Source organism: Planctomycetota bacterium (assembly GCA_018242585.1).
Classification (GTDB): domain Bacteria; phylum Planctomycetota; class Planctomycetia; order Pirellulales; family PNKZ01; genus JAFEBQ01.
This window is the reverse complement of the sequence record JAFEBQ010000003.1, coordinates 1-20641: the sequence shown is the minus strand read 5'-3', so window position 1 is coordinate 20641 and position 20641 is coordinate 1. Positions and strand designations below refer to the sequence as shown.

Annotated in this window: 18 protein-coding genes; 7 read left to right on the top strand and 11 right to left on the bottom strand. The window is 63.3% G+C overall.

Features of this window, described 5'->3' with window-relative positions; translation table 11 throughout:
* The first annotated feature begins 13 nt into the window (after positions 1-13).
* Both JSS27_01245 and JSS27_01240 read left to right on the top strand, forming a co-directional pair.
* The gene (locus tag JSS27_01245; protein ID MBS0207556.1) at positions 14-1219 is read left to right on the top strand and encodes an NADH-quinone oxidoreductase subunit D; all 1206 of its coding nucleotides are present in this window, start codon (positions 14-16) and stop codon (positions 1217-1219) included.
* A gap of 172 nt (positions 1220-1391) precedes the next feature.
* The gene (locus JSS27_01240; GenBank protein MBS0207555.1) at positions 1392-2555 is read left to right on the top strand and encodes a DNA adenine methylase; all 1164 of its coding nucleotides are present in this window, start codon (positions 1392-1394) and stop codon (positions 2553-2555) included.
* 114 nt (positions 2556-2669) lie between these two features.
* Here JSS27_01240 and JSS27_01235 read toward each other — a convergent pair whose 3' ends face one another.
* From JSS27_01235 to dusB, 3 genes are all read right to left on the bottom strand, one after another.
* The gene (locus JSS27_01235) at positions 2670-3818 is read right to left on the bottom strand and encodes a hypothetical protein (protein MBS0207554.1); all 1149 of its coding nucleotides are present in this window, start codon (positions 3816-3818) and stop codon (positions 2670-2672) included.
* A gap of 91 nt (positions 3819-3909) precedes the next feature.
* A complete protein-coding gene (locus tag JSS27_01230; protein MBS0207553.1) occupies positions 3910-4950 on the bottom strand; it encodes a hypothetical protein in 1041 nt (346 codons plus the stop codon).
* A 129-nt stretch (positions 4951-5079) separates the two neighbouring features.
* A complete protein-coding gene (gene dusB, locus JSS27_01225; protein ID MBS0207552.1) occupies positions 5080-6180 on the bottom strand; it encodes a tRNA dihydrouridine synthase DusB in 1101 nt (366 codons plus the stop codon).
* A 315-nt stretch (positions 6181-6495) separates the two neighbouring features.
* Between dusB and JSS27_01220 the strand changes: the two genes are divergently transcribed.
* Complete coding sequence (locus JSS27_01220) at positions 6496-7095, top strand: hypothetical protein (protein MBS0207551.1); 600 nt, start codon at positions 6496-6498, stop codon at positions 7093-7095.
* A gap of 98 nt (positions 7096-7193) precedes the next feature.
* Here JSS27_01220 and JSS27_01215 read toward each other — a convergent pair whose 3' ends face one another.
* Complete coding sequence (locus JSS27_01215) at positions 7194-7934, bottom strand: (5-formylfuran-3-yl)methyl phosphate synthase (GenBank protein ID MBS0207550.1); 741 nt, start codon at positions 7932-7934, stop codon at positions 7194-7196.
* Positions 7931-8485 carry a hypothetical protein gene (locus JSS27_01210; GenBank protein MBS0207549.1) on the bottom strand — a complete coding sequence of 185 codons (555 nt, stop codon included), beginning with the start codon at positions 8483-8485 and terminating at the stop codon, positions 7931-7933. The genes JSS27_01215 and JSS27_01210 overlap by 4 nt, the downstream gene beginning before the upstream one ends.
* A gap of 291 nt (positions 8486-8776) precedes the next feature.
* Between JSS27_01210 and JSS27_01205 the strand changes: the two genes are divergently transcribed.
* Entirely contained in the window at positions 8777-10078 is a 1302-nt protein-coding gene (locus JSS27_01205) for a LysM peptidoglycan-binding domain-containing protein (protein ID MBS0207548.1), read from the top strand.
* Positions 10079-10175: 97 nt separating this feature from the next.
* Here the strand turns inward: JSS27_01205 and dprA are convergent, their stop codons facing one another.
* Complete coding sequence (gene dprA, locus JSS27_01200; GenBank protein ID MBS0207547.1) at positions 10176-11297, bottom strand: DNA-protecting protein DprA; 1122 nt, start codon at positions 11295-11297, stop codon at positions 10176-10178.
* A 69-nt stretch (positions 11298-11366) separates the two neighbouring features.
* Complete coding sequence (locus JSS27_01195) at positions 11367-11576, bottom strand: hypothetical protein (protein MBS0207546.1); 210 nt, start codon at positions 11574-11576, stop codon at positions 11367-11369.
* A 34-nt stretch (positions 11577-11610) separates the two neighbouring features.
* Between JSS27_01195 and JSS27_01190 the strand changes: the two genes are divergently transcribed.
* A complete protein-coding gene (locus tag JSS27_01190; protein MBS0207545.1) occupies positions 11611-12480 on the top strand; it encodes a LysM peptidoglycan-binding domain-containing protein in 870 nt (289 codons plus the stop codon).
* A 183-nt stretch (positions 12481-12663) separates the two neighbouring features.
* Here JSS27_01190 and JSS27_01185 read toward each other — a convergent pair whose 3' ends face one another.
* A complete protein-coding gene (locus JSS27_01185; protein ID MBS0207544.1) occupies positions 12664-13617 on the bottom strand; it encodes an alpha/beta fold hydrolase in 954 nt (317 codons plus the stop codon).
* 530 nt (positions 13618-14147) lie between these two features.
* Between JSS27_01185 and JSS27_01180 the strand changes: the two genes are divergently transcribed.
* A complete protein-coding gene (locus JSS27_01180) occupies positions 14148-14807 on the top strand; it encodes an FHA domain-containing protein (protein MBS0207543.1) in 660 nt (219 codons plus the stop codon).
* 409 nt (positions 14808-15216) lie between these two features.
* On the top strand, positions 15217-18849 hold the full coding sequence (gene dnaE, locus JSS27_01175) for a DNA polymerase III subunit alpha (GenBank protein MBS0207542.1): 3633 nt from the start codon (positions 15217-15219) through the stop codon (positions 18847-18849).
* 6 nt (positions 18850-18855) lie between these two features.
* Here dnaE and JSS27_01170 read toward each other — a convergent pair whose 3' ends face one another.
* The 3 genes from JSS27_01170 to JSS27_01160 form a co-directional block, all read right to left on the bottom strand.
* Positions 18856-19545 carry a hypothetical protein gene (locus tag JSS27_01170; GenBank protein ID MBS0207541.1) on the bottom strand — a complete coding sequence of 230 codons (690 nt, stop codon included), beginning with the start codon at positions 19543-19545 and terminating at the stop codon, positions 18856-18858.
* Positions 19546-19820: 275 nt separating this feature from the next.
* Positions 19821-20441: a response regulator transcription factor gene (locus tag JSS27_01165; protein ID MBS0207540.1), complete on the bottom strand. Its 621-nt coding sequence runs from the start codon at positions 20439-20441 to the stop codon at positions 19821-19823.
* A gap of 21 nt (positions 20442-20462) precedes the next feature.
* A partial coding sequence (locus JSS27_01160) for a hypothetical protein (protein ID MBS0207539.1) occupies positions 20463-20641 on the bottom strand: 179 nt, incomplete at its 5' end.

Here is a 20641-nt window from a genome sequence, read left to right as displayed (position 1 = left end):
CGGACAAAAAGTAATGGCTACCCACCTCGATGACCCTCGAGTAATCGAATTCGACGTCCGCACCGACGAGATGTTGGTGAACATGGGACCGCAACACCCCAGCACGCACGGCGTGCTCCGGCTGGTGCTACGGACCGACGGCGAAATCGTCAGCGAAACCACGCCTCACCTGGGCTATCTGCATCGCTGCGCCGAAAAGATCGGCGAGAATCTGACGCCGCGGCAGTGGATTCCGTACACCGACCGCATGGACTACCTGGCCGGCATGAACATGAACCTCGGCTGGGCCATGACGGTCGAGAAGCTGATGCGGCTCGAACTGCCCGACAAGGCCAAGCACCTGCGGGTGATCATCGCCGAGATGAACCGCATTGCCAGCCACCTGGTCGGCATGGGGGCCTATGGCTTGGACCTGGGGACGTTCAGCCCGTTCTTGTACGCCTTCCGCGAACGGGAAAAGATTCTCGACCTGTTCGAGATGGCCTGCGGCGCGCGGCTGACGTACAGCTACCTGACCGTGGGCGGCGCGACGCACGACTTGCCCAATGGCTGGCTGCAAAAGTGCGAACAGTTCCTCGAACAGTTCTGGCCGGTGATCGCCGAGTGCCACGCGCTGCTGACGACGAACGAAATCTTCGTCCGCCGCACGGCGGGCATTGGCGTGATGTCGGGCGAGATGGCGACCAGCTACGGCTGCACCGGGCCGGTGCTGCGCGGCAGCGGCGTCGACTGGGATCTGCGCCGCGACGGCGAAGCCTGGTACACGTCGCTGTACGACGGCTATGCGTTCGAAGTGATCGTCGAAAAGAACGGCCACTATCCGCGCGACTACCAATATCCAGCCGTCCCCAAGACCGCGATCCTGGGCGACTGCTGGCACCGGTTCTATGTCCGCATGCTGGAAGTTGTGCAGTCGATTGACCTGGTGCGGCAGGCTATCGATCGTTACAGCCGAGCGACCGGCGCGTATGGCGTGCCGGTGAAGCTGAACGAGAAGCTCCCCAAGGGTGAGGTCTATCTCGAGACCGAAGCCCCGCGCGGCCAGATGGGCTTTTACCTGGTCAGCGACGGCTCGCCGATTCCCTGGCGCGCCCGGGCCCGCAGCAGTTGCTTCTGTAACCTGTCGATCACGCACGCCCTGTGCCGCGGCTGTTTGATTGCCGACGTGCCGGCCATCGTCGGGTCGCTCGACATCGTGATGGGCGAGATTGATCGGTAGGGGCGCGAGCGATTAGCGGTTAGCAATTTGCGATTAGACCGAACGTCGGCCAGGCTGAATCGCTCTGACGCGCTGACCACTGATTGCGTGAATGAAATACGCTGCATTCGCTCGCGTGGCGTCACGCAAGATCGTCGGAAGTTTTCTGTTCGCGTTCTTTTAAGTCGCGACGATGCGCAAACCCACGGCCACGGCCCAGCCGACGACGCAACTCTCCCTTGGGGGCGCAAAGCCGTTGGCCGAACATCCCGGCTATCTCTCCCGGCAGCTAATCACCTACCTGGGGAACAAGCGGTCGCTGCTGCACCACATCGGGGCGGCTGTCGAGCGCGTGAAGCGCCGGCTGCGCAAGGAACGGCTCCGCTGCTTCGACGTGTTCAGTGGCTCGGGCGTGGTCTCGCGGCTGCTCAAGGGCCACAGCTCGCTGCTGGTGAGCAACGACCTGGAGGACTACGCGGCCATCACCAGTCGCTGTTTTCTGGCCAATCGCAGCCAGCTCGACCTGCCGCTGCTCGCCGAAGTTGTCGACGATCTGAACCGGCGGGTGGTCGCCGATGACCTGCCCACGGGTTTTATCGAGGAGATGTACGCCCCGCAGGACGAGCATCGCATCACCAGGCACGACCGCGTGTTCTACACGCGTGACAACGCGCGGCGGATCGACGTCTATCGACAACTGATCGACGCCGCCCCGCGCGAACTGCGCGATTTCCTGCTCGGCCCGCTGCTCAGCGAAGCGTCCATTCATGCCAACACCGCGGGCGTGTTCAAAGGTTTCTACAAGAATCGCGCCACCAAAATCGGCCAATTCGGCGGCAGCGGCGCCGACGCGCTCGTACGCATCAAGGGCAAGATCGAACTCGACGTGCCCGTGCTAAGCAACTTCGAGTGCCCCTGCCAGGTGTTGCAGATGGACGCGATCGCCGCGGCCCAGGCGGCTCCGGCGGTCGATCTGGCCTACCTCGACCCGCCGTATAACCAGCACCCTTACGGTTCGAACTATTTCATGCTCAACCTGATCGCCCGGTATCAGCGGCCGGCCGCCGTGAGCCGCGTCTCGGGCATTCCCGAGAACTGGAATCGCTCGGGCTACAACGTCCGCTCTGAATCATTGCCCTTGATGCGCTCGTTGATCGAGCGGATCGACGCGCCATTTCTGCTGGTCTCGTTCAACAACGAAGGCTTCATCAAGCCGGCCGAGATGCGCGAGCTGCTCGACTCGGTGGGCCGCGTCGAGGTGCTGGAACTGCCCTACAACGCATTTCGCGGCAGCCGCAGCTTTGAGAACCGCCCCCTCCACGTCACCGAGCACTTGTTCCTGGTGGAACGGAGTTGAACTCGCCGACGCGAGAGAAGAAGCTTCGACGCGGCAGACGACGCAAACCATAGCAGTCGCCGCACAATCCCAGAGGTTTCATCCCCTGGGGATCGTCGCCGAAATCGTTGGCCGTCAAAATGACCGCCGCGGTTCCAGAGGTAAATCAACGTCGAATTTCATTTCGCTGCCGCTTCGTTCGATCACTACCTCAATTTTCTTGCCTACTTGCCGCTTCAGAAGATTCCGTAGTTCTTGAATGTTATCTGGAATCGCCTGCAAATCCTGGACGCGTATCAGCCGATCTTTCACCATGATTCCGGCCTTGGCGGCAACGCTTTGCACGGCAACGTGCTCCACAATGACACGGTTGTCCTCGGCGGCAAAGACTAACCCACTCGTATCAGGCGAGCCTTCGACGTAAGCATGTAGCCGGCTCTTCTTGAGAAAGCATTTTCTGGTGGGGAAGTCGCAGATGATTTGGTAGCGCGACAAGAACGGCAACCCTAATGCATTGGTATTGCAAGACGCCGTCACACTAATTCGATGGTGAACAAATCCGTCCCGCTCAATCTTTGTCAGCCGCCCAGAGCAAGTTGACTTGTAGCCCTTGACGCCGACGATTCCGTCATCGTGAATGTCCGTGATTAATCCTTGTGACACGAGCGTGGTAAATAGCGAGTCGCTCAATACGTTTATGTTCGCTCCCGAATCGATCATGAACGATTGCCATTCCTTTGCGATCCGCATGTTGAGATGTGGCCTGCCACCATTGTCGAAATCCAAGTAAATGGGCTCTCCCCACGTTTGGTCTGGCATCTCTTGTGACGACGTAATGTGTAAAATCTGGTGGTCAAAGTCAAATTCCAGCCGGTATCTACCTAGCGCCCCCATTCCCAACAAACCGCGCACGTCCTTGCCGCAAGCCCGCCGTATCTTGGTGAAATCGAAAAGCTTTGTGTGCGCCATGTCGGTCATATCGAGTGTGCCGAGTCGGAGTGGCACTACGGCACGCCCATCAACCCGTGTCACCTGCGCGTCACTCGACGGCTGGATTGCCGCGATTTCACCAGCTAAGGAAATGTCAAAGACGTTGTACGCGCTGCCAGTATCTAAGGCGAACAACAGTGATCGATTGTTGAACGTGACCGATGCAAAGATGTGATTCCCGTCCGTCGGCAACGCAACCGTAGCCTCGGCCGGCGACTCGGCGTTCGCAAACGTGGTCAAAAGCGCGAGGCCGAGCGTGGCGAGAACTTGAGTGCATGTCCGTCCGTTGGCCATCGTCGCTTGTCTCCTGGGTGCGCAATGCAGGAGCGGCGATTATGCCTCATTGAGGCTGTTTTCGGGAGATGGCTTTCGCAGCCACGGAGTGTTAGCGCTCTTGCAGAATCCGCTGCACTGTGGCGTCGGCGTTCCAGGCGGCTTGTTGCGCGGCCGGCAGCTTGTCGTACGCCGCCCGCAGCGCCGTGCGGAACTTGGCGCGATTCTCGCCGGTCATGTTCAGATACTGGTTCAACACGCCGTCGCGCTGCGCGTCGAGTTGGTTGAGCCGCACTTGCGCTTGTTGCAACTCCGAGAGAATCGCCTGCTGTTGCAGTTGATAGATGGCCTGCGTCTGACGAACTTGCTGCCCATAGAGCGCCGACGAATAGCCCAGCGCTCCGGCCGTGCCAAAGCCGGCGTAAGGGAAGCTGCCGAACATGCTGTACGACCACGGGCTTCCCGCGTAGCCGGCCAAGCCGTAGCCGCCCGCCCCATAGCCACCGAGCCCGTAACCACCTAGGCCGTAGCCACCTAGACCATAACCGCCATAGCCGTATCCCGCCCCCATTCCATACGGCGACCACGCACCATAGCCCGGCCAGCCGCCGAAGCCGTACCCGTGAAAGCGCCCAAAGGAGTAAGGCGCGTAACCGACGCCGGCCATCATTCCCGGCGCGGCAATGGCGCCGTAGCCGGGCATGCCATAGCCGGCGAGATACGGCGACACGAATCCGCCACCATACCCCATGCCGCCGTTACCCAGTCCACCGTAGTAGCCCCCCGGCGTGTACATGCCCGGCACGGCGTACGAGCCGAGCCCGCCGTAGATGCCCAGCGGTCCATAGCCGACGGCCATCGCGCCAACGCCCGGCGCGAAGCCCATGCCCGGCATGTATCCAGCGCCGGTCGCGCCATAGCCCATCGCGCCGCCGTACCCGGCCATTGCTGGATACGCCCCCTGCATTGGCGCCGGCGAGCCGAACGCGCCGTTCACCGACAGCCAGGCCAACTGCGGCCGCACGTAGTTGTCGAGCCAGGTGCTCGAGCCGCCGATCTGGGCCGATGCCGACCCAGCCCAGGCAAAGACGCCCACGAACACTGCAACCCACGCCAGCCACCGGCAGCGCGATATGACAAAGTAGCGCGACATGATTGATCTCCACCTGGCCCGAGGGGAGGAAACGCTCGCTAACTGAATTCTAGGGGCTCGCGGCCAGACTGCCACCAGCAACGGGCGAAACGTCTTAAAATCTCGCCATGAACGGCGGAGGAAGAGGGGCTAGTGCGGCGTCAACGTCTCGCAGCGCGGGAAGTGGCGCTCGACCACGTCATGAAACTCGGCCGGCGAAGTGACATGCGCGACGCGGGTGCGAAACTCGCGCGCACCGGGCCGCCCCTGGGCGTAGCAGCAGGCGAACTTGCGCATCAGCACGGTCCCCTTTTGCTCGCCGAACCTGACGACGACCAATTGAAAGTGCTCAAGCAACAGCGCGCGTTCTTCGTCGAGCGTCAGATCCCGCGGAATCGGCTCGCCGCGCAGCGCAGCGCATGATTGCCGGAACAGCCAGGGCTTGTTCAGCGCCGCCCGCGCGATCATCACGCCGTCCACGCCGTACGTGCGCAGCGCGTGGACGACCTTCTGGGGCGAATCCAAGTCGCCGTTGCCGATCAGCGGAATCCGCTGCATGGCTTGCTTCACGCGGGCGATCTGGTCCCAATCGGCCGAGCCTTTGAAGAAGTCGGCCGCCGTCCGCCCATGCACGGTCAAGGCCGCCCCGCCGGCCCCTTCAACCGCGTGGGCCACATCGATGGCGTTAATGCAGTCGCGCGTGCAGCCCAAGCGAATCTTGGCCGTCACCGGCACCGGGGCGCAGGCCTGACTGACGCGCTCGACAATCGCGCCAATGCGATCGGGCCACCGCAACAGGTAGGAACCGCTGTGGGCTTCGGCCGTGATCTGCTTCACCGGGCAGCCAAAGTTGATATCGACGACGCTCACACGGAACTCGTGCGCCAGCCGGGCTCCCACCTTGGCCAGCGTCTCGGGATCGTTGTCCCAAATCTGCACGGCCAGCGGACGCGCCTCGTCTTTCACCCCCCAGAGCCGTTCCGGGAAATCGTCCTTGTGTTCCTCGATCGAGAGAAAACCCCGGGCGCTGACCATCTCGGTGGCTTGCAGGCCAGCGCCGCCGAACTGGCGCACGATCTGGCGATAGGCGTAGTTGGTGTAGCCCGCCATCGGCGCTTGCAGAATCGGCGGATCGATCACCAGCGGGCCGATCCGCAACGGGCGGACCTCGAACCCGCGGACCTCGAACCCTACGTCGACCGCGGCCGGCGACAACTCAGACTTGGTGATGGGAGTGACACGGCCGACCATGAGGAATCTCGAACAAGCTACGAATTGCTGGGTAACTGGCGAATAATGAACGAGTGGTAACGTGCGTCATCGACGCTTCCCCAGGACATTCTTATCGAAAGCGCGTCAAACCTCAATCCGCCGCGATACAATGACCGGCGTTGCTTTGTTAATGTGCGGCGAGTGACATTGCTGAAGGCGCTCGGGCACAAGGCCCCCGGTCATTGACCGGGGGCTAACGGGAATGCGTTCGCGTCAAATGAATACTTGCTTCAATCGCCATCAGCTTGTTTTCCCCTCATCCCTAGCCCCTAGTCCCTAACCCCTCTTCTCCCCATGTCCCGCCTCAAGAACTTCCTCACGCTGCTTGTCCTGCTGGCCCTGTCGGGCGTTAGCGTCGCGGCCGTGTGGCAGGCGGCGCGGTTCGAGCAGCGCGACACCACGGCCGACGATCGCGAGGCGTTTGGCGAATGGCTGCGCACAGCGCCGGCCGACAATGTGCCGCTTGAGGTGAATCGCCGCTGGATTCGGCAATTGCACCGGGACTTTCGCGCCGGCTACGATTGGCGCGCGGTCTATCGCGACTTGCCGGTCGACGAACAGCAGCACATGGTCATCAACCTGTCGCGGCTGGCGACCCTGTGGCTGCAAGATAAAGTCGATCGGTACTATCGCGAGCGAGGTCGTGGGCGCGAGCAATACCTCCGCCGCGAGTTCGAGGATCTGCTGATCTGGAAGCCGATCCTCGACGCCGCATCGAACACCGACGATTCGGACCTGTGGCAACTCGTGTTCGAGCGGACGCGAAGCGACGTGGCCAGTCGTGACCCCGACGCCAAGCGCAAACTCGAGACGTTCTTCACCGTGATCCAGCGTCATCGGCTCGAACAGATGATGCGCACGCTGGTTCCCGGCCGCGACCGCCCGGGCAGGTAATCGTTTGATGACGCCTCGAAGTAGGTCAGGCCTTGGCCTGACTTCATGGTGGCGTCGATCGCAACTTTAACCCGCCACACTTGCGAAGCACCGCCGTGTCAGGCCGAGGCCTGACCTACGGATTTCACCGCTTGATTGCGTCCACGACGGGAACACTCTAAACGCTCGCACCACTGAGCGACCAGTTGCTCGTCGAGTGTGTCATTTCGATCGCCGTGACAGACCGCTCCGCGCACGGCCAGATAATCGGGTGCTAAAGGCAGCAGCAAATCAACATCTTCCAGTCGCAATGATCCGGCCAGCACGACCAGCAACTCGCGATGCCGTGCCGCGCGGACAATCGGCAACAGCGCGTCGAGCGACAGGTAATCGAGCAACCGTCCCCGCGATTTGTCGAAGGTGTCGAGCAACAGCGCGCCACAGCCCAAGGCCGCGCCGACGTCCAAGATCGCCTGTGGCGACGGCGCGCCGGCCTGTTGCCAGTCGGCGTAGGCGACGGCCACCGGTGTGACGAGGGCCGGCCAGGTGACGAGCGTGCGGCCCCACCCGAGTTGCCAATCGCTGCGCTCGGCCAAGCCAGCCAGCCCTAGCTTGGCGAAGCCAACGCCGGCCGGCCACGCCGGCAACGGCGCATCGCCAGCGACGTCACGCAGCTCTCCCAGCGCCACGCTGAGCGGCACGCGACCAGCAACCGCGGCGGCCACCTGGCGCACCGTGTCGATTGACGCGGCCCCCAACGAACCGTGGGCCGGCTCCTTGACGTCGATCAAGGCCGCGCCGCCGCGCAGCGCTCGCTCGGCTTCGACCGCGTCGCGCACGCTGACCAGCAACTGGGTCATGAGGCCACTCCGGCCGTCGGCGGCGGATGGGTGACATCGTACAGGCGTTGATTCAAGCGGTTCACCAGCGCCAGCGTCAGCGGCTCGCTCCAGGTGCCGCGAATGGTCACATAGTGACCACACCAGCCGGCCAGTCGCGAGTTGGTTTCGACCTGCTCCCACTCGGCGGCGCGCTCGGCCAGTCGGATGACCAGCGTGTTGGTGTCGAGGCGCGCGGGCGCCTTGCCGGGCAAATAGCTGGGCCCTTGGCCGAGCAGGAACCCCTCGACGACTTCAATGGGGACGCGAATGGGCCGCGCCCCGTTCAACCAACAAAGGAGCGATCCCGCCTCGTAGCCCAACAGCGGATGCCAGCGAAACCAGAGCCACAGCCCGGCCAGCGTCAGGAAACCCGCGACCGCCAGCCCGGCCAGCACACCCGCCGCGAATCCAGCCCCCAGCAGGACGACGCCCGAGGCCATCAGTAGCAATAGGGTCGGCGCCAGGGCAACGACCAATAACGGCCGGGTGTTTCGGCGGCACCAGACTTCGCGCATCGACAACTCGGCCAAGGAAAGTGAACCGTGACGAAACCGCCAGCATTGCTGGCAGCCGCCGGTGTGACAAGGGGGTCGATTGGGGGCTGGCGGCCTGGGACGGCCGATGCGCTTTGACCCTGCCCGCCACGATCGCCATAACTCGCGTAGCCACACTGGGCAGCCTACGGTATGATCCCGTCGTTTAGGCTGCCGAAAAGTGTCGCCGCCGCCGTTCGCGACAACGCGAATCGTGCTGCTCGTTCATCATTTGGTGCGCTACAAGCCGGTTCGCTGGCCCGTCTGATCGTCAAGGAGGACGCTCGGGTGACTACGATCAAAACGCTGTTCATGGCAATCGTGTTGTCGGCCGTAGGCTATGGGGCCTACGTGGTTCTGACCGGCCCCAGCGATTCGCACCCGCCCGCCGAAGCCACCGTGTGGGGCGTGGCCCCTAGCGTGGAAATGCCCTCGGCGGCGAGCGCACCTGTCGCCGCGCCGGCCGCGCCAAAGGTATTGTCGGTCAGCACGCCGGCGACGAACGATACGTCGTCGCAGGATGCCCAGGGTTCGACGACGAGTTGGCCCACCGTTCCGAACGAACCCGCCACGGCGGCCACTTCCGCCGCGCCCAACGCCGCCACAGCTTCGACCGGCCCGAGCGGCAATAATCTGGGGACCAGCATCTCGTCGACGACCGATCCGTTTGCCGCGGCAGGCGCGACGAACAATTCGACCAGCTCGCCAACCGGGACCGGCGCGCCGACTGTGTTGGCCACGTCGACTGCGGCTACGGCGACACCGGCGTCGTCCAGCGAGCCGACCATGCCGGCGACTCCGCCGGCTTCACCGCTGGGAGACACCTACGCCAGCACGGCGACGGCGACCAACTCGACGACGACCGACACTTCGTCCACGGACGCCCACGCCGAGTTCGCCACGGCCTGGGCCACCAGCCAACAACAGTTGCAAGCCGGCAAGCTTGACGAGGTGTTGCTCGATTTGTCGAAATGGGTCACGGACTCGCGGTTGTCGGCCGGAGATCGAGACCGGTTGCTGAACCTGCTCGATCAACTGGCCGGTTCGGTGATCTACTCGCGGCAGCACGTGCTCGCGCCGGCTTACGTGGTGCAGCCCGGCGACACGCTGGACAAGATCGCCACGACCTACGAAGTGCCAGCCCAGTTGCTGGCCAACATCAACGGCATTGCCGACCCCAACGCCCTGCGCCCCGGCGACACGTTGAAGGTCGTCCACGGTCCGTTCGACGTGCTCATCGACCTGCAACGGCACGAGTTGACGTTGTTCCTGCACCACATGTACGCCGGCCGCTTTCCGATCTACCTGGGGCAGGACCAGCCGATCGCCGATGGCGAGTTTCAAGTGCAGAGCAAAGTGGCCAAGCCGACCTACCAAGGACCCAACGGGCAAGTGATCGGCCCCGACGATCCGTCCAATCCGCTGGGCGTGCAGATGCTCGACCTGGGACAAAAGCTGTCGATTCACGGCTCGGCGACCACGGTGAACGGAACGATCGACACGCGGGGCTCGATTCGCCTGAGCGCGACCGACATCAACGACGTCTACAACATCGTCAGCGTCGGCTCGCATGTGATTATTTGGAAGTGACGAAGTTGCTGGCTGCTAGTTCCTAGTTGCAAGAGGGACGCAAAGCGTTGTACTTGCCTTTCACTCGCAACTAGCCGCTAGCAACTAGCAACTTTCCTCATCCCCTTCTCGCCACTTTGCTGCCGGATGTGCGGCGGATCAGGCGGCGGACTTCCAGCACGCTGAGCGTGGCCAGGATTTGCGACGTTTGCAGCCCCGTGGCCGCCACGATCGCGTCGACATCGACCCCTTGCGTATCGACACAGTCGAGCACGCGACGCTCTTGCTCGTTGAGCAGCAACTCGGCCGGCGCGCGAATCTCGCGCCCGTCGGGCTGCGCGACCGGCGCCACCAGCGGGCCCAACTCCTCCAACACGTCGTCGGGCGTTTCGACCAGCTTGGCCCCGTCGCGAATCAAGCGGTGGCAGCCTTGCGAGTTCCGGCTGTCGACGCGACCGGGCACGGCGTAGACCTCGCGGCCTTGCTCCATCGCCAACCGCGCCGTGATCAGCGAGCCGCTGGTCTTGGACGCTTCGACCACGACCACGCCCAGCGACATGCCCGAAATGATCCGATTGCGCGAGGGGAACGAGCCGGTGTGGGGCGCGCTTTCCAGCGGCGCTTCGCTGATCAGCGCGCCGGCTTGCAGCACCTCGTCGGCCAGGCCTCGGTGCTCGGGTGGATAGATGTTCAACACGCCGCCGCCCAGCACGGCAATCGTGCGCCCGCCGGCGGCCAGCGCGCCCCGGTGGGCGGCCGCATCGACGCCGCGAGCCAAGCCGCTAACAATCGTCAAACCCGCTCGGGCCAGCGCCCCGGCCAGTCGTTCGGCCTGGGCCAGACCATATTGCGTGGCGTGGCGCGAACCGACGATCGCAATCGCCACCGCGTCCTGGGGCAACAACTGGCCGCGCACATAGAGCAATTGCGGCGGGCTGTAGATTTCGCGCAGCAAGGCCGGATAGCGCGGGTCGCTTTCGGCCAGCATGGTGATGTTGTGCTGTGCCGCCAGTCGGCACGCTTCACTGGCGTCGAGTTCACGCCGGGCGGCGGCGATCCGCTCGGCCAGCTTACGACCGACGCCCGACGTCTGGGCCAGGTCGCTGGTCGATGCGTCGAGCACCGCGGCCACGGTGCCGAAGCGTTCGAGCAGGGCGCGGCGCGTCTGTGGCCCCACGCCCGGCACCAACGACAACAGCAGCGTGTCGTGCAGTTCGTTGTCGCCGTTCGACTCGGCCATGCCCCGCGCTCCCGTCCCGAAAGAACTCATTCTTGGCAAGCTGGTCTCATGGGAGCGAATATGCGCGGGTCAGTCAACCGAGCCGACGGTTCCCGGGGCCGGATTCGTCGGCAAAGTTTCGCGCGCCGGCCCGAGCGGCACACCCGGCGCAACCGGCACGGGCCACACAGCAGTGTTTTCGGCCGCGGCACGCGCGATCGGCCGCCACGCCACACGATAAATGAGGGTGAACCGGTGTCGTCGCGGCATCTGCTTGTCGCCCAGCAGTGAATAGGCCATTCACTGGCGGCGACCCCGGGGCGGGAACGGCTGCATGACGTTTCGCACCAAAACCTTCTTCGCCATCCTGATTCTGCTGGGCGGCGCCGCGGCGGCGTACTTGAACCGCAAGCCCGACCACCAGGCCGGGTCGCTGCCGGCCTTTGCGCCGGCGACGTTCTCGCTGCGCGATCAGACCGGCCCGGCGGCCAACGGACCGATTACGGGTAGCGCCTGGCCGGGCCCGATCGAACTGAGCGGCCCGGCGACGCCGTCGCTCGAGCGCCGGCCGATCTCACTGGCTCCGGTGGCCCCGACGGCGCAGGTCGCCCCCGCTGTTGCCGCGCCGAGCAACGCCACCATGCCCAACAGCTTTGCCGCGCCGCAACCGGTCCTGGCGCCGATTCAGCCCAAGGTGTCGCTCGAGTACAACGGCGGCGACAACCAGCCCGCCGCAGTCGGCTATCTGCGGCACCGCGTGCGCGAAGGCGAGACTCTGTCAAGCATCGCCCAGCAGTACCTGGGCTCGGCCGGTCGGTACCGGGAAATCTTCGAGGCCAATCGCGCCGCGCTTCGCAGCCCGAACCAGGTGCGCGTGGGGATGGACCTGGTGATTCCGATGCGCGGCGACGAGCCGACCGTCCTGCCGCCGTCCCAGGCGCAACTGATGACGACCGAGCCTCGCTACAGCGGCGCGACCAGCGCCACGAACGCCGCGCCGGGCGAAACGGTCTGGACCCAGAGCCTGCCCGAGCATCGCGGACTGCGCACCTATCAGGTGCGGGCGAGCGACACGCTGGCGGGCATTGCCCGGCAATTCTACGGCGACCCGCGCGAAGCGCAGCGGCTGTTTGAAGCCAACCGGGACTTGCTGCGCGTGCCGGACGATCTGCGCGAGGGGATGACGCTGGTGATCCCGCAATGAGTCGTGCTCGGATTAGCCACGGAGACACAGCGGCGCGGAGGTTGGCACGGAGAATGAGAGGGAAGAGCAGGGACTAAGAGATATCAAGCTGAGTTGGACGTAGTTCTTGACTGTCTGAACTCAACAACTTTATCTCCGTGTCTTTCTCGGTGAACTCCGTGTCTCCGTGGCTCATTCCCTGCCTTAGAGCGGGCTCGGGCGGTCTTTCCACGGGGCGCCGATCTTGCCGGCGCGAAGGTCGATGAAGCCGCCGATGAACTTGTCGATTCCCAAGGCTGGTTGACCCAGCATCTTGGTTCCCTGCAAGCGGGTCTTTTCCTTGTGCAGGAAGATGTCCTTGTCGGCCGGATCGGTCGTTGGCCGGCGCCCCCGTTCAAACAATTGCAACACCCGCGTGGCGTCGCTGGTGCTCTTTGTGTCGTCGCCACCCACCACGATGAACAATGAGACTGCCGTTCGCGCTTCGGAGCGAGACGCCAGGTTCATCCGCAAGGTTTTGAAGTTGAAGTCGGGCGAGATCATCACCACCACCTTGACGTCCTGACCTTGCTTCGAGGCCACGGTCACCGGCCAACTCCAGTCCTGATCGGCGAACAACATGGCCACAATGGCCCCCATGTCCGAACCAACCATCGCCAGCTTGTCGATGTTCAGCTTACCGGCGTTGTTCAGCTCCATCAGATACGCCTTCCAGGTCTCGAGATCCTGGGTGATCATGTTGGTGTACTCGACCGGCGGCATCGACTCGGCCAGAATCTTTTTCTTGATGTCGCGCGTCTGAGTGCTTTCGCCGTGGCCGCGGAGGTCAATGTTGAGGACCGCGTGGTTGTGATTCTTATTCAAGTAAACCGCCAGCGCGGCCATCTCCTTGCGGCTGCCATTGGCGCCGTGAATCAAAATGACGGGGATCGCTTCCTTCCCCTTGTCGCTCTTGTAATAGGTGCCAACCACCTTTACTCCGTCCTTGGTCATCCGCGAAATGTCCTCGGGCTCGTCTTCCGCGGCCGCGGCACCCGGCGCAGCCGGCGTGGCGGGTTCCTGGGCCCAGACCGCGGCCGGCGCCAACCACGCGCCCAGGGCCAGCATGAACAGGCTTCGACGCGCCAGAAACCCGAGGCGTGCCAGACGGTCAACCATGTCAGAAACCGAGGAGCCAAGCGCGGGGAGATTCATGGTGAAATCTTGGGCGGTGAAGGATTGTCTAGGGCGTGCGTCAACGGGAATGTGAATTGCGACGCGGCCGGAAAGAACGCGATTCAGGTGGGACCAACTCATGGTAAATCGCGCGCCGCACAGGGTCAACGCTCGGCGGGCGAAATCGCCGATGGAATGCGCGGGATCATCGCGATTGCACTGGCTAGCCCCCAACACCGCCCGCCGGGCGGCGGTCCAAACGTCCCTGAAACCGCGGCTCAAGTTGCTAATTCCGCCCGCAGCTAGTATGCATATGATTGGAAGGGGGATGGGGAAGGCAGGAATGTTCGTTCCTGACATCCGGCGGACCTGCGGGGGCAGGTGTTTGCCGCCGCTGGTTGGCTGTCGCTTGGCGACTCTCCTGGGCCCCTTTTTGGTACGATCATCCGGCCGAAACAAACCACACGACAGTTTGTCGGCGGCGGAGTTCAACTCAGCAATCACCCGCGGCTTGCCGCCGCTCGACGGTATCGATGGCCAACATCACGCTCAGAGTGCTCGACGGCGCGGATCGCGGCCGCGTCTTTGCCAACCTGCCGACGCCGGTCACCATTGGCCGCGAGGAAGGGAACTCCGTCCAGTTGAACGACGAGCGGATCAGCCGCTTTCATCTCAAGATCCAGGAAGATCAAGACAAGATCGTCCTGACCGACCTGGAAAGCACCAACGGCACCAAGGTCAACGGCGAGAACATCCAACTGCGCATCCTGCGGTTTGGCGACATTGTCCACTTAGGGCGCAGCGTCTTGCTGTTCGGCTCGCGCGAAGAAATTGCCGATCGTCTGGCGCGGCTGCGCGGCGAACAGCGTGTCAGCGGCGAAGGTTCGCCGACGTCGAACCCGAGCCTGGACTTCGAGCTGAACTGGACCGAGCATCCGAACCCGCACACGACGTTCCAGTCCATTGAGCCGCCCGAGTTGCCCCAGCGAATGAGCCCGGGTCAAGCGGCCCAGCTTTCCGAGCTGCTCGAGTATCTGCACATCAAGCTCCGCGACCTGATCTCGTCGGGACATCCCGATCCGGACGAGAGCGGCCGGATGTCGATCGAAGACCGCCCCTGGCAAGCGGTGGCGGATTTGCAAGCGCAAGTGGTCCGCTACCTGCGCGCCATCGGCGAACCGCCGGAAGAGTGATTTGTCAGTCGTCCGTGGTCAGTGGTCAGTTGCAAAAGAGCTGTAACCGCTGGGCCACGGTTGAACCCACGTCACGGCATCCAGTGACCCTTCTCCCCTCGGGAGAAGGTGGCGGCGCAAGCCGCCGGATGAGGGTCCCGCCTCAATCTTGGGACGCCCCGCGCCCAGGGAAACTAAGAACGCTGATGCTCAATGCGGTGATTCAAGCCGATGCGCTCGTGACCCTCATCCGGCCTTCGGCCACCTTCTCCCGGCGGGAGAAGGGTTTGCGCGGCGTCAGTGATCGACCAAAGGTTCATCGGCGGATCAAGTGACCTCGGGGCATGTTCAGCCGGCTGATTTATGGTCTAATTACCGGCAGCGGCCATGAGCCATCGAAACGGAATTTCACTCTCTCGGGCTCCCCTCCATGCGCTCGTTCGTTCACCTGCATTGCCATAGTCATTACAGCCTGTTGGACGGCGCCAGCCCGATCGACGCCTTGGTAAAAAAGGCCAAAGCCGAGGGGATGAACGCGCTGGCGTTGACCGATCACGGCAACTTGTACGGCGCGCTCGAGTTCTATCAAAAGGCCAAAGAGAAAGGCATCAACCCGATCCTGGGTTACGAGGCCTACGTCGCGCCGGGCAGCCGGACCAGCAAACACGATCCCAGCGGCAACCAGGAGAGCAGTTACCACCTGACCCTGTTGGCCCAGAACAAGACCGGCTTCAAGAACCTGATCCAGATGGCCTCGAAGGCGTACCTGGAAGGGTTCTATCGCAAGCCGCGCATCGATCGCGAGCTGCTCGAACAGTACAACGAAGGAATCATCTGCCTGAGCGGGTGCGTGTCGGGCGAGCTGAGCCGCACGCTGCTGCGCGGCGGCGGTCCCGACTTCGATTTCAAGCAGATCGAGGAGATCATCGCCTGGTTCCAGCGGGTGTTCGGCGACCGCTACTTCATCGAAATCCAGAACAACGGGCTCGATATCCAGCGCTTGGCACTCGAAGCCTCGGTCGACGTGGCGCGACGGATGGGCTTGCCGCTGGTCGCCACCAGCGACTCGCACTATGTCAACCAGTCGGACGCCGAAGCCCAGGACATCATGTTGTGTATCAACACGGGGCGCTTCCGCACCGACACCAACCGGATGCGGATGGAAGGCGATCAGTTCTACCTGCGCGGCCCCGAGGCGATGTATGACGCGTTCCCGGGACTCGAGGACGCCGTCGCCCGCAGCCAGGAAATCGCCGACCGGGTCGACATCGACCTGGAACTGGGCAAGCGACACTTCCCGTCGTTCAAGGTGCCCGAGGGGAAAAGCGCGGGAGACTACCTGCGCGAGCTGTGCGTTGCCGGGCTCAAGGAACGCTATGCCGGCGACCCCGAACGGATCATCGACGGCGAGCTGGCCCCGGTGGTTATCGAACGGCTCGATCGCGAGCTGAACGTCATCAACACGCTCGGCTTCCCGAACTACTTCTTGATCGTCTGGGACTTCGTCAATTTTGCCAAAGAGAAGCGCATTCCGGCGACGGCGCGTGGATCGGGCGTGGGGGCGATCGTTTCGTTCGCGCTCTACCTGAGCCACGTCTGTCCGCTGAAGTACGACTTGCTGTTCGAGCGGTTTCTTGACATCAACCGTCTGGAAGCGCCCGATATCGATATCGACTTTTGCCAGGAACGGCGCGAAGAAGTCATCAATTACGTCAAGGAAAAGTACGGCTCCGAGAACGTCGCCCAGATCGGCACGTTCGGCACCCTGAAGGCCCGAGCCGCCATTCGCGACGTCGGCCGCGCACTGGGGCTGCCGATTCCTCGCGTCGATGGCATCGTTGCGCTCGTGCCCGAGATTCTCAACGGCCAACTTGGACACATGCTCGTCAAGAGCGATGAACCCAAGTACGCCGGACAATTCAGCGCCGACCTGCGCAAAGCCTACGACAGCGACGGCGAGGTGAAGGAGCTGCTCGATCTGGCCATGAAGATCGAGGGGCTGGCCCGCAACGTCGGCACGCACGCCGCGGCGGTGGTGATCGCCGATCGGCCGCTGGTCGAGTATGTGCCGCTGCAGCACGTACAAGACAAGAAGGAAGTCATTACTCAGTGGGCGATGGGTGACGTCGAGAAGGCCGGCCTGCTGAAGATGGACTTCCTGGGCCTGCGCAACTTGACCATCCTGGCTAAGAGCGTCGATCTGATCGAACAATCACGCGGCGTGCGAATTGACCCCTACAAGTTCCCGCTCGACGATCAAGAGACATTCGCCCTGCTCTGCCGCGGCGAGACGAAAGGGATTTTCCAGCTCGAAAGCGGCGGCATTCGCGATCTGCTCCAGCGGATGAAGCCCGACCATTTCCGCGACATCATTGCCACCAACGCCCTGTATCGGCCCGGCCCGTTGGAAGGGGGCATGGTCGACGATTACATCCAGGTCAAGCACGGTCGCAAGGCGGCCGAGTACAAGCACCCGGTGATGAAGGACGTTCTGGAAGAGACCCACGGCGTGATGGTCTACCAGGAACAGGTGATGCGGATTCTAAACGGCCTGGGGGGCATCGAGCTGTCGAGCGCCTATAGCTGCATCAAGGCGATCAGCAAGAAGAAAGAAAAGGACATCGCCAAGTTCGAGGGGCAATTCCTCGACGGTTCGGTGGCCAACGGACTGAAGCGCGCCGAGGCGGCCGAACTGTTTGGCATGATCCAGAAGTTCGCCGGTTACGGCTTCAACAAGAGCCACTCGACGGCCTACGCGCTGATCGCGTACATGACGGCCTATCTCAAGGCCCATTACCCGGTCGAGTTCATGGCGGCGTTGTTGTGCGGCGACATCGATGGCCGCAACTTCAAGCGGAAGGACTCGTTGGTCGAGCACCTGGAAGATTGCCGGCGAATGAACATCGAGGTGATGGCGCCGGACGTGAACACGTGTGACTTCGAGTTCACGGTCCTGGACAACAAGATCTACTTCGGCCTGTCAGCCATCAAGGGTTGCGGCGGCGGGGCGGCCCGAGCCATCGCGGCCGAGCGCCGCGCCAATGGCCCGTTCCGCGACCTGACGGACTTCTGTGGCCGGCTCGACGCCAGTCTGGTGAACAAAACGGCCATCGAGTCGCTGGTCAAAGCCGGCGCGTTCGACCGGCTCGGCGGGCACCGGGCTCAGTGGCTGGCCGCGGTCGAGCGCGCCTTGCAAGCCGGCGCCGCCGCCCTGGCCGACAAGAAGCGCGGCCAGAAGGGATTGTTCGACGACGCCGATGACGAGCTGGCCGCCGGCGCGGCCACCAGTTCGGCCCTGCCCAACGTCGCGCCGTGGGAAGAGAAGCAAAAGCTCCTGTTCGAGCGCGAGGTGCTGGGTTTTTACCTCAGCAGCCACCCGCTGTCGGAGCACGAGGAAACCCTGCGGACCTATTGCACCCACACCACGGTCGAAGCGGCCGCGCTGTCGAATCGGGCCGAGTGCATGCTCGGCGGCATGATCGGCTCGATCAAAATCTCGCACACCAAGAATCCCCAGCCCGGCAAGCCGAGTAAGTACGCCATGTTCGACTTGGAAGACGCGGCGGGCCTGATGCGGACGATCGTCTGGCCCGAACAGTACGCCCAATTTGGCGAGCTTGTGCAGGCCGAGGCGGTGGTGGCGCTGCGCGGCGTGATCGACAAGCGGCCCGGCAGCGAAGACGCCAATTTCATCGTCAACGAAGTAATCCCGCTCGATCAGTTGCCGCAACGCTTCACGCGGGGCATTCGACTGCGCGTCGACGAGAATGTTCACTCGGCGGCGACGTTGGAACGATTGCTGGAAATCCTGCGCGGCTATCCGGGCCGGTGCGAGCTGCAGTTCCTGTTTCAACTGACCGACGGCAGCCGGCTGCAATGCGTTTCGGACAAGGTCAAGGTGGAACTCCATCCCGAGATGCGTGAGCGGCTGGTCGATTTGCTCGGCCCCGGCAGCGTGCAACTATTGGCCGAACCGCCCAAGCCGACGCAACAGCAACAGCGTTACGGCCAGCGCAACGGCCAGGACTTCCGCCGCAACGGCCGCGCTCCTGCCCCGGCGTGATTTTGGTCACTGGTCTCCGACTGCGGCGGCGTGGCTGTCGCGAACCGCGCGGAGCGATTGCAGCAGCTCGTCGGTTTGCTGCTGGATGTCGAACGGCGCTTTGATCACCAACAGGCCTTGCGGCTCGAGGCAGGTGATCGAGTCTTCGGCGTCGACCCAAAGCTGCGACCGCAGCGCCCCCTGCAGCGTCTTGATCAGCGATGTGGCTTGCAGACTCCGTTCGTCATGGTCTTCCGCATCGACGAAGTCAGGCACCGCAAAGACGTAAGTCTGCAACATGCCGGCCGAGTAAGCCTCGTCGCGGGTGGTAATCAACACCACCTCGTCGCAGATCAAATACGACAGATTCAACGGCCTTAGCGCCAGCCGCAAGGCCGAACGCAGGGTCATGTCTTTCAAATTGAGCGTGAGTGGCGAGTCGCTGGCCACGCCGGCGGCCTCGAGCGCACGCCGATCGAGATGGATCGCAAGGCGGTGCTTGCTGCGAAAAAAGTCGACGATGTCCGACAAGGGCGATTCGATGAACTCGGCCTCCGTCGGCTCGTTCAGCTTGGTTTGCAGCTTGGCGTAGGCGGCGGCGTTTTCTGCCGGCCGGCCGCGCCACGACTGTGCCGGTTCCGCGGCCCAGCTTCCGCTGACAGCGCATGACCACAAGAGTCCCAATACCAACGACGAGAGCGCAAGGGTACGCGACATGATCGGCCAGCTCCTGAATCAGAGAGACGAGAAGAGGTTGGCGCTGCGCCCGGCCACTGGGGGCCGGTGAGCTGCCGAGCAACTTCAGTCTACTCTGCCAGGAAACTGCGGGTCAAACTCTCATCGTGGGGGAGCTGGGAGGTGGGGGTGTATCCGAAAGCAGTCGATCGTGTGCGAAAGGCCAGTGTTTCAAAGCCAACGCTCGCCGTGAGAGCGAGAAGCTCTTACACCCCCACGCCCACACGCCCCAACACCCCCACCTCTTCCCCAGCGCCTCACGCCTCCCCCGACTCGGCTTCGCTCGGCGACCAGCCGGCGGCGAACACCTGGTCCATGAGTTCGCGCTTCGAGCCCACGCCCAGCTTCTTCCAGATGGCGGCCCGGCGAAATTGCACCGTCCGCAGGCTGAGATCAAGCTCCTGGGCGATCACCGGGTTGCTCCGCCCCAGTACAATGCCGCGCAGCACGGCCATCTCGCCCGGCGTGAAGTCCTGGAGTCGTCGGCGAAAATCGTCGCCTCCGGCGGCCTCGACGAGCGGAACCGAGCGCAGCGCCTCTTCGATGGTCGAGAGAATCTCGCTCGGTCGGATCGGCTTCTCGAGCACGTTGACCGCGCCAGCCTTGATGGCGTCAACCCCCAGGCGCAAATCGCCGTGACCGGTCAGCACGATCGTCGGTAGTTTGATCTCGCGCTCGCGCAGATGGTCTAGCAGCTCCAAACCGCTCATGCCGGGCATCCGCACATCGACGATCAGACAGCCCGGCTGGCCCGGCTGATAATGGGTCAAGAAATCAGCGGCCGACACGAATGTTTGCACCTGCCACCCCGCGCTCTCCAAGAGCGCGCGCAACGAATCGAGCACCGCTGGGTCGTCGTCTACGACAAATACCGTCATCCTCGATCACCTTCATTCCATCTATGCCCCAGCAACACTTGGCAAACTAAAACGAAAGACAGCCCCGGCCGCGGGTCGCGGCTCGTGCCAAAGCTGTCCTCCGTGAGCTTCCACAATCGCGCGGCTAATGGCCAGGCCCATGCCCAGCCCCGCCGTCTTGGTCGAGTAAAAAGCGTGGTAATTGATTACCGTCTTACGCC

Coding starts and splice junctions, on each gene's coding strand:
- JSS27_01245 (MBS0207556.1), top strand. CDS start 14: ATGGCTACCCACCTCGATGACCCTCGAGTAATCGAATTCGACGTCCGC.
- dnaE (MBS0207542.1), top strand. CDS start 15,217: ATGCGCTCGTTCGTTCACCTGCATTGCCATAGTCATTACAGCCTGTTG.
- JSS27_01235 (MBS0207554.1), bottom strand. CDS start 3,818: ATGGCCAACGGACGGACATGCACTCAAGTTCTCGCCACGCTCGGCCTC.
- JSS27_01170 (MBS0207541.1), bottom strand. CDS start 19,545: ATGTCGCGTACCCTTGCGCTCTCGTCGTTGGTATTGGGACTCTTGTGG.
- JSS27_01180 (MBS0207543.1), top strand. CDS start 14,148: ATGGCCAACATCACGCTCAGAGTGCTCGACGGCGCGGATCGCGGCCGC.
- dprA (MBS0207547.1), bottom strand. CDS start 11,297: ATGGCCGAGTCGAACGGCGACAACGAACTGCACGACACGCTGCTGTTG.
- JSS27_01165 (MBS0207540.1), bottom strand. CDS start 20,441: ATGACGGTATTTGTCGTAGACGACGACCCAGCGGTGCTCGATTCGTTG.
- dusB (MBS0207552.1), bottom strand. CDS start 6,180: ATGGTCGGCCGTGTCACTCCCATCACCAAGTCTGAGTTGTCGCCGGCC.
- JSS27_01190 (MBS0207545.1), top strand. CDS start 11,611: ATGACGTTTCGCACCAAAACCTTCTTCGCCATCCTGATTCTGCTGGGC.
- JSS27_01215 (MBS0207550.1), bottom strand. CDS start 7,934: ATGACCCAGTTGCTGGTCAGCGTGCGCGACGCGGTCGAAGCCGAGCGA.
- JSS27_01220 (MBS0207551.1), top strand. CDS start 6,496: ATGTCCCGCCTCAAGAACTTCCTCACGCTGCTTGTCCTGCTGGCCCTG.
- JSS27_01240 (MBS0207555.1), top strand. CDS start 1,392: ATGCGCAAACCCACGGCCACGGCCCAGCCGACGACGCAACTCTCCCTT.
- JSS27_01195 (MBS0207546.1), bottom strand. CDS start 11,576: ATGGCCTATTCACTGCTGGGCGACAAGCAGATGCCGCGACGACACCGG.
- JSS27_01185 (MBS0207544.1), bottom strand. CDS start 13,617: ATGGTTGACCGTCTGGCACGCCTCGGGTTTCTGGCGCGTCGAAGCCTG.
- JSS27_01230 (MBS0207553.1), bottom strand. CDS start 4,950: ATGTCGCGCTACTTTGTCATATCGCGCTGCCGGTGGCTGGCGTGGGTT.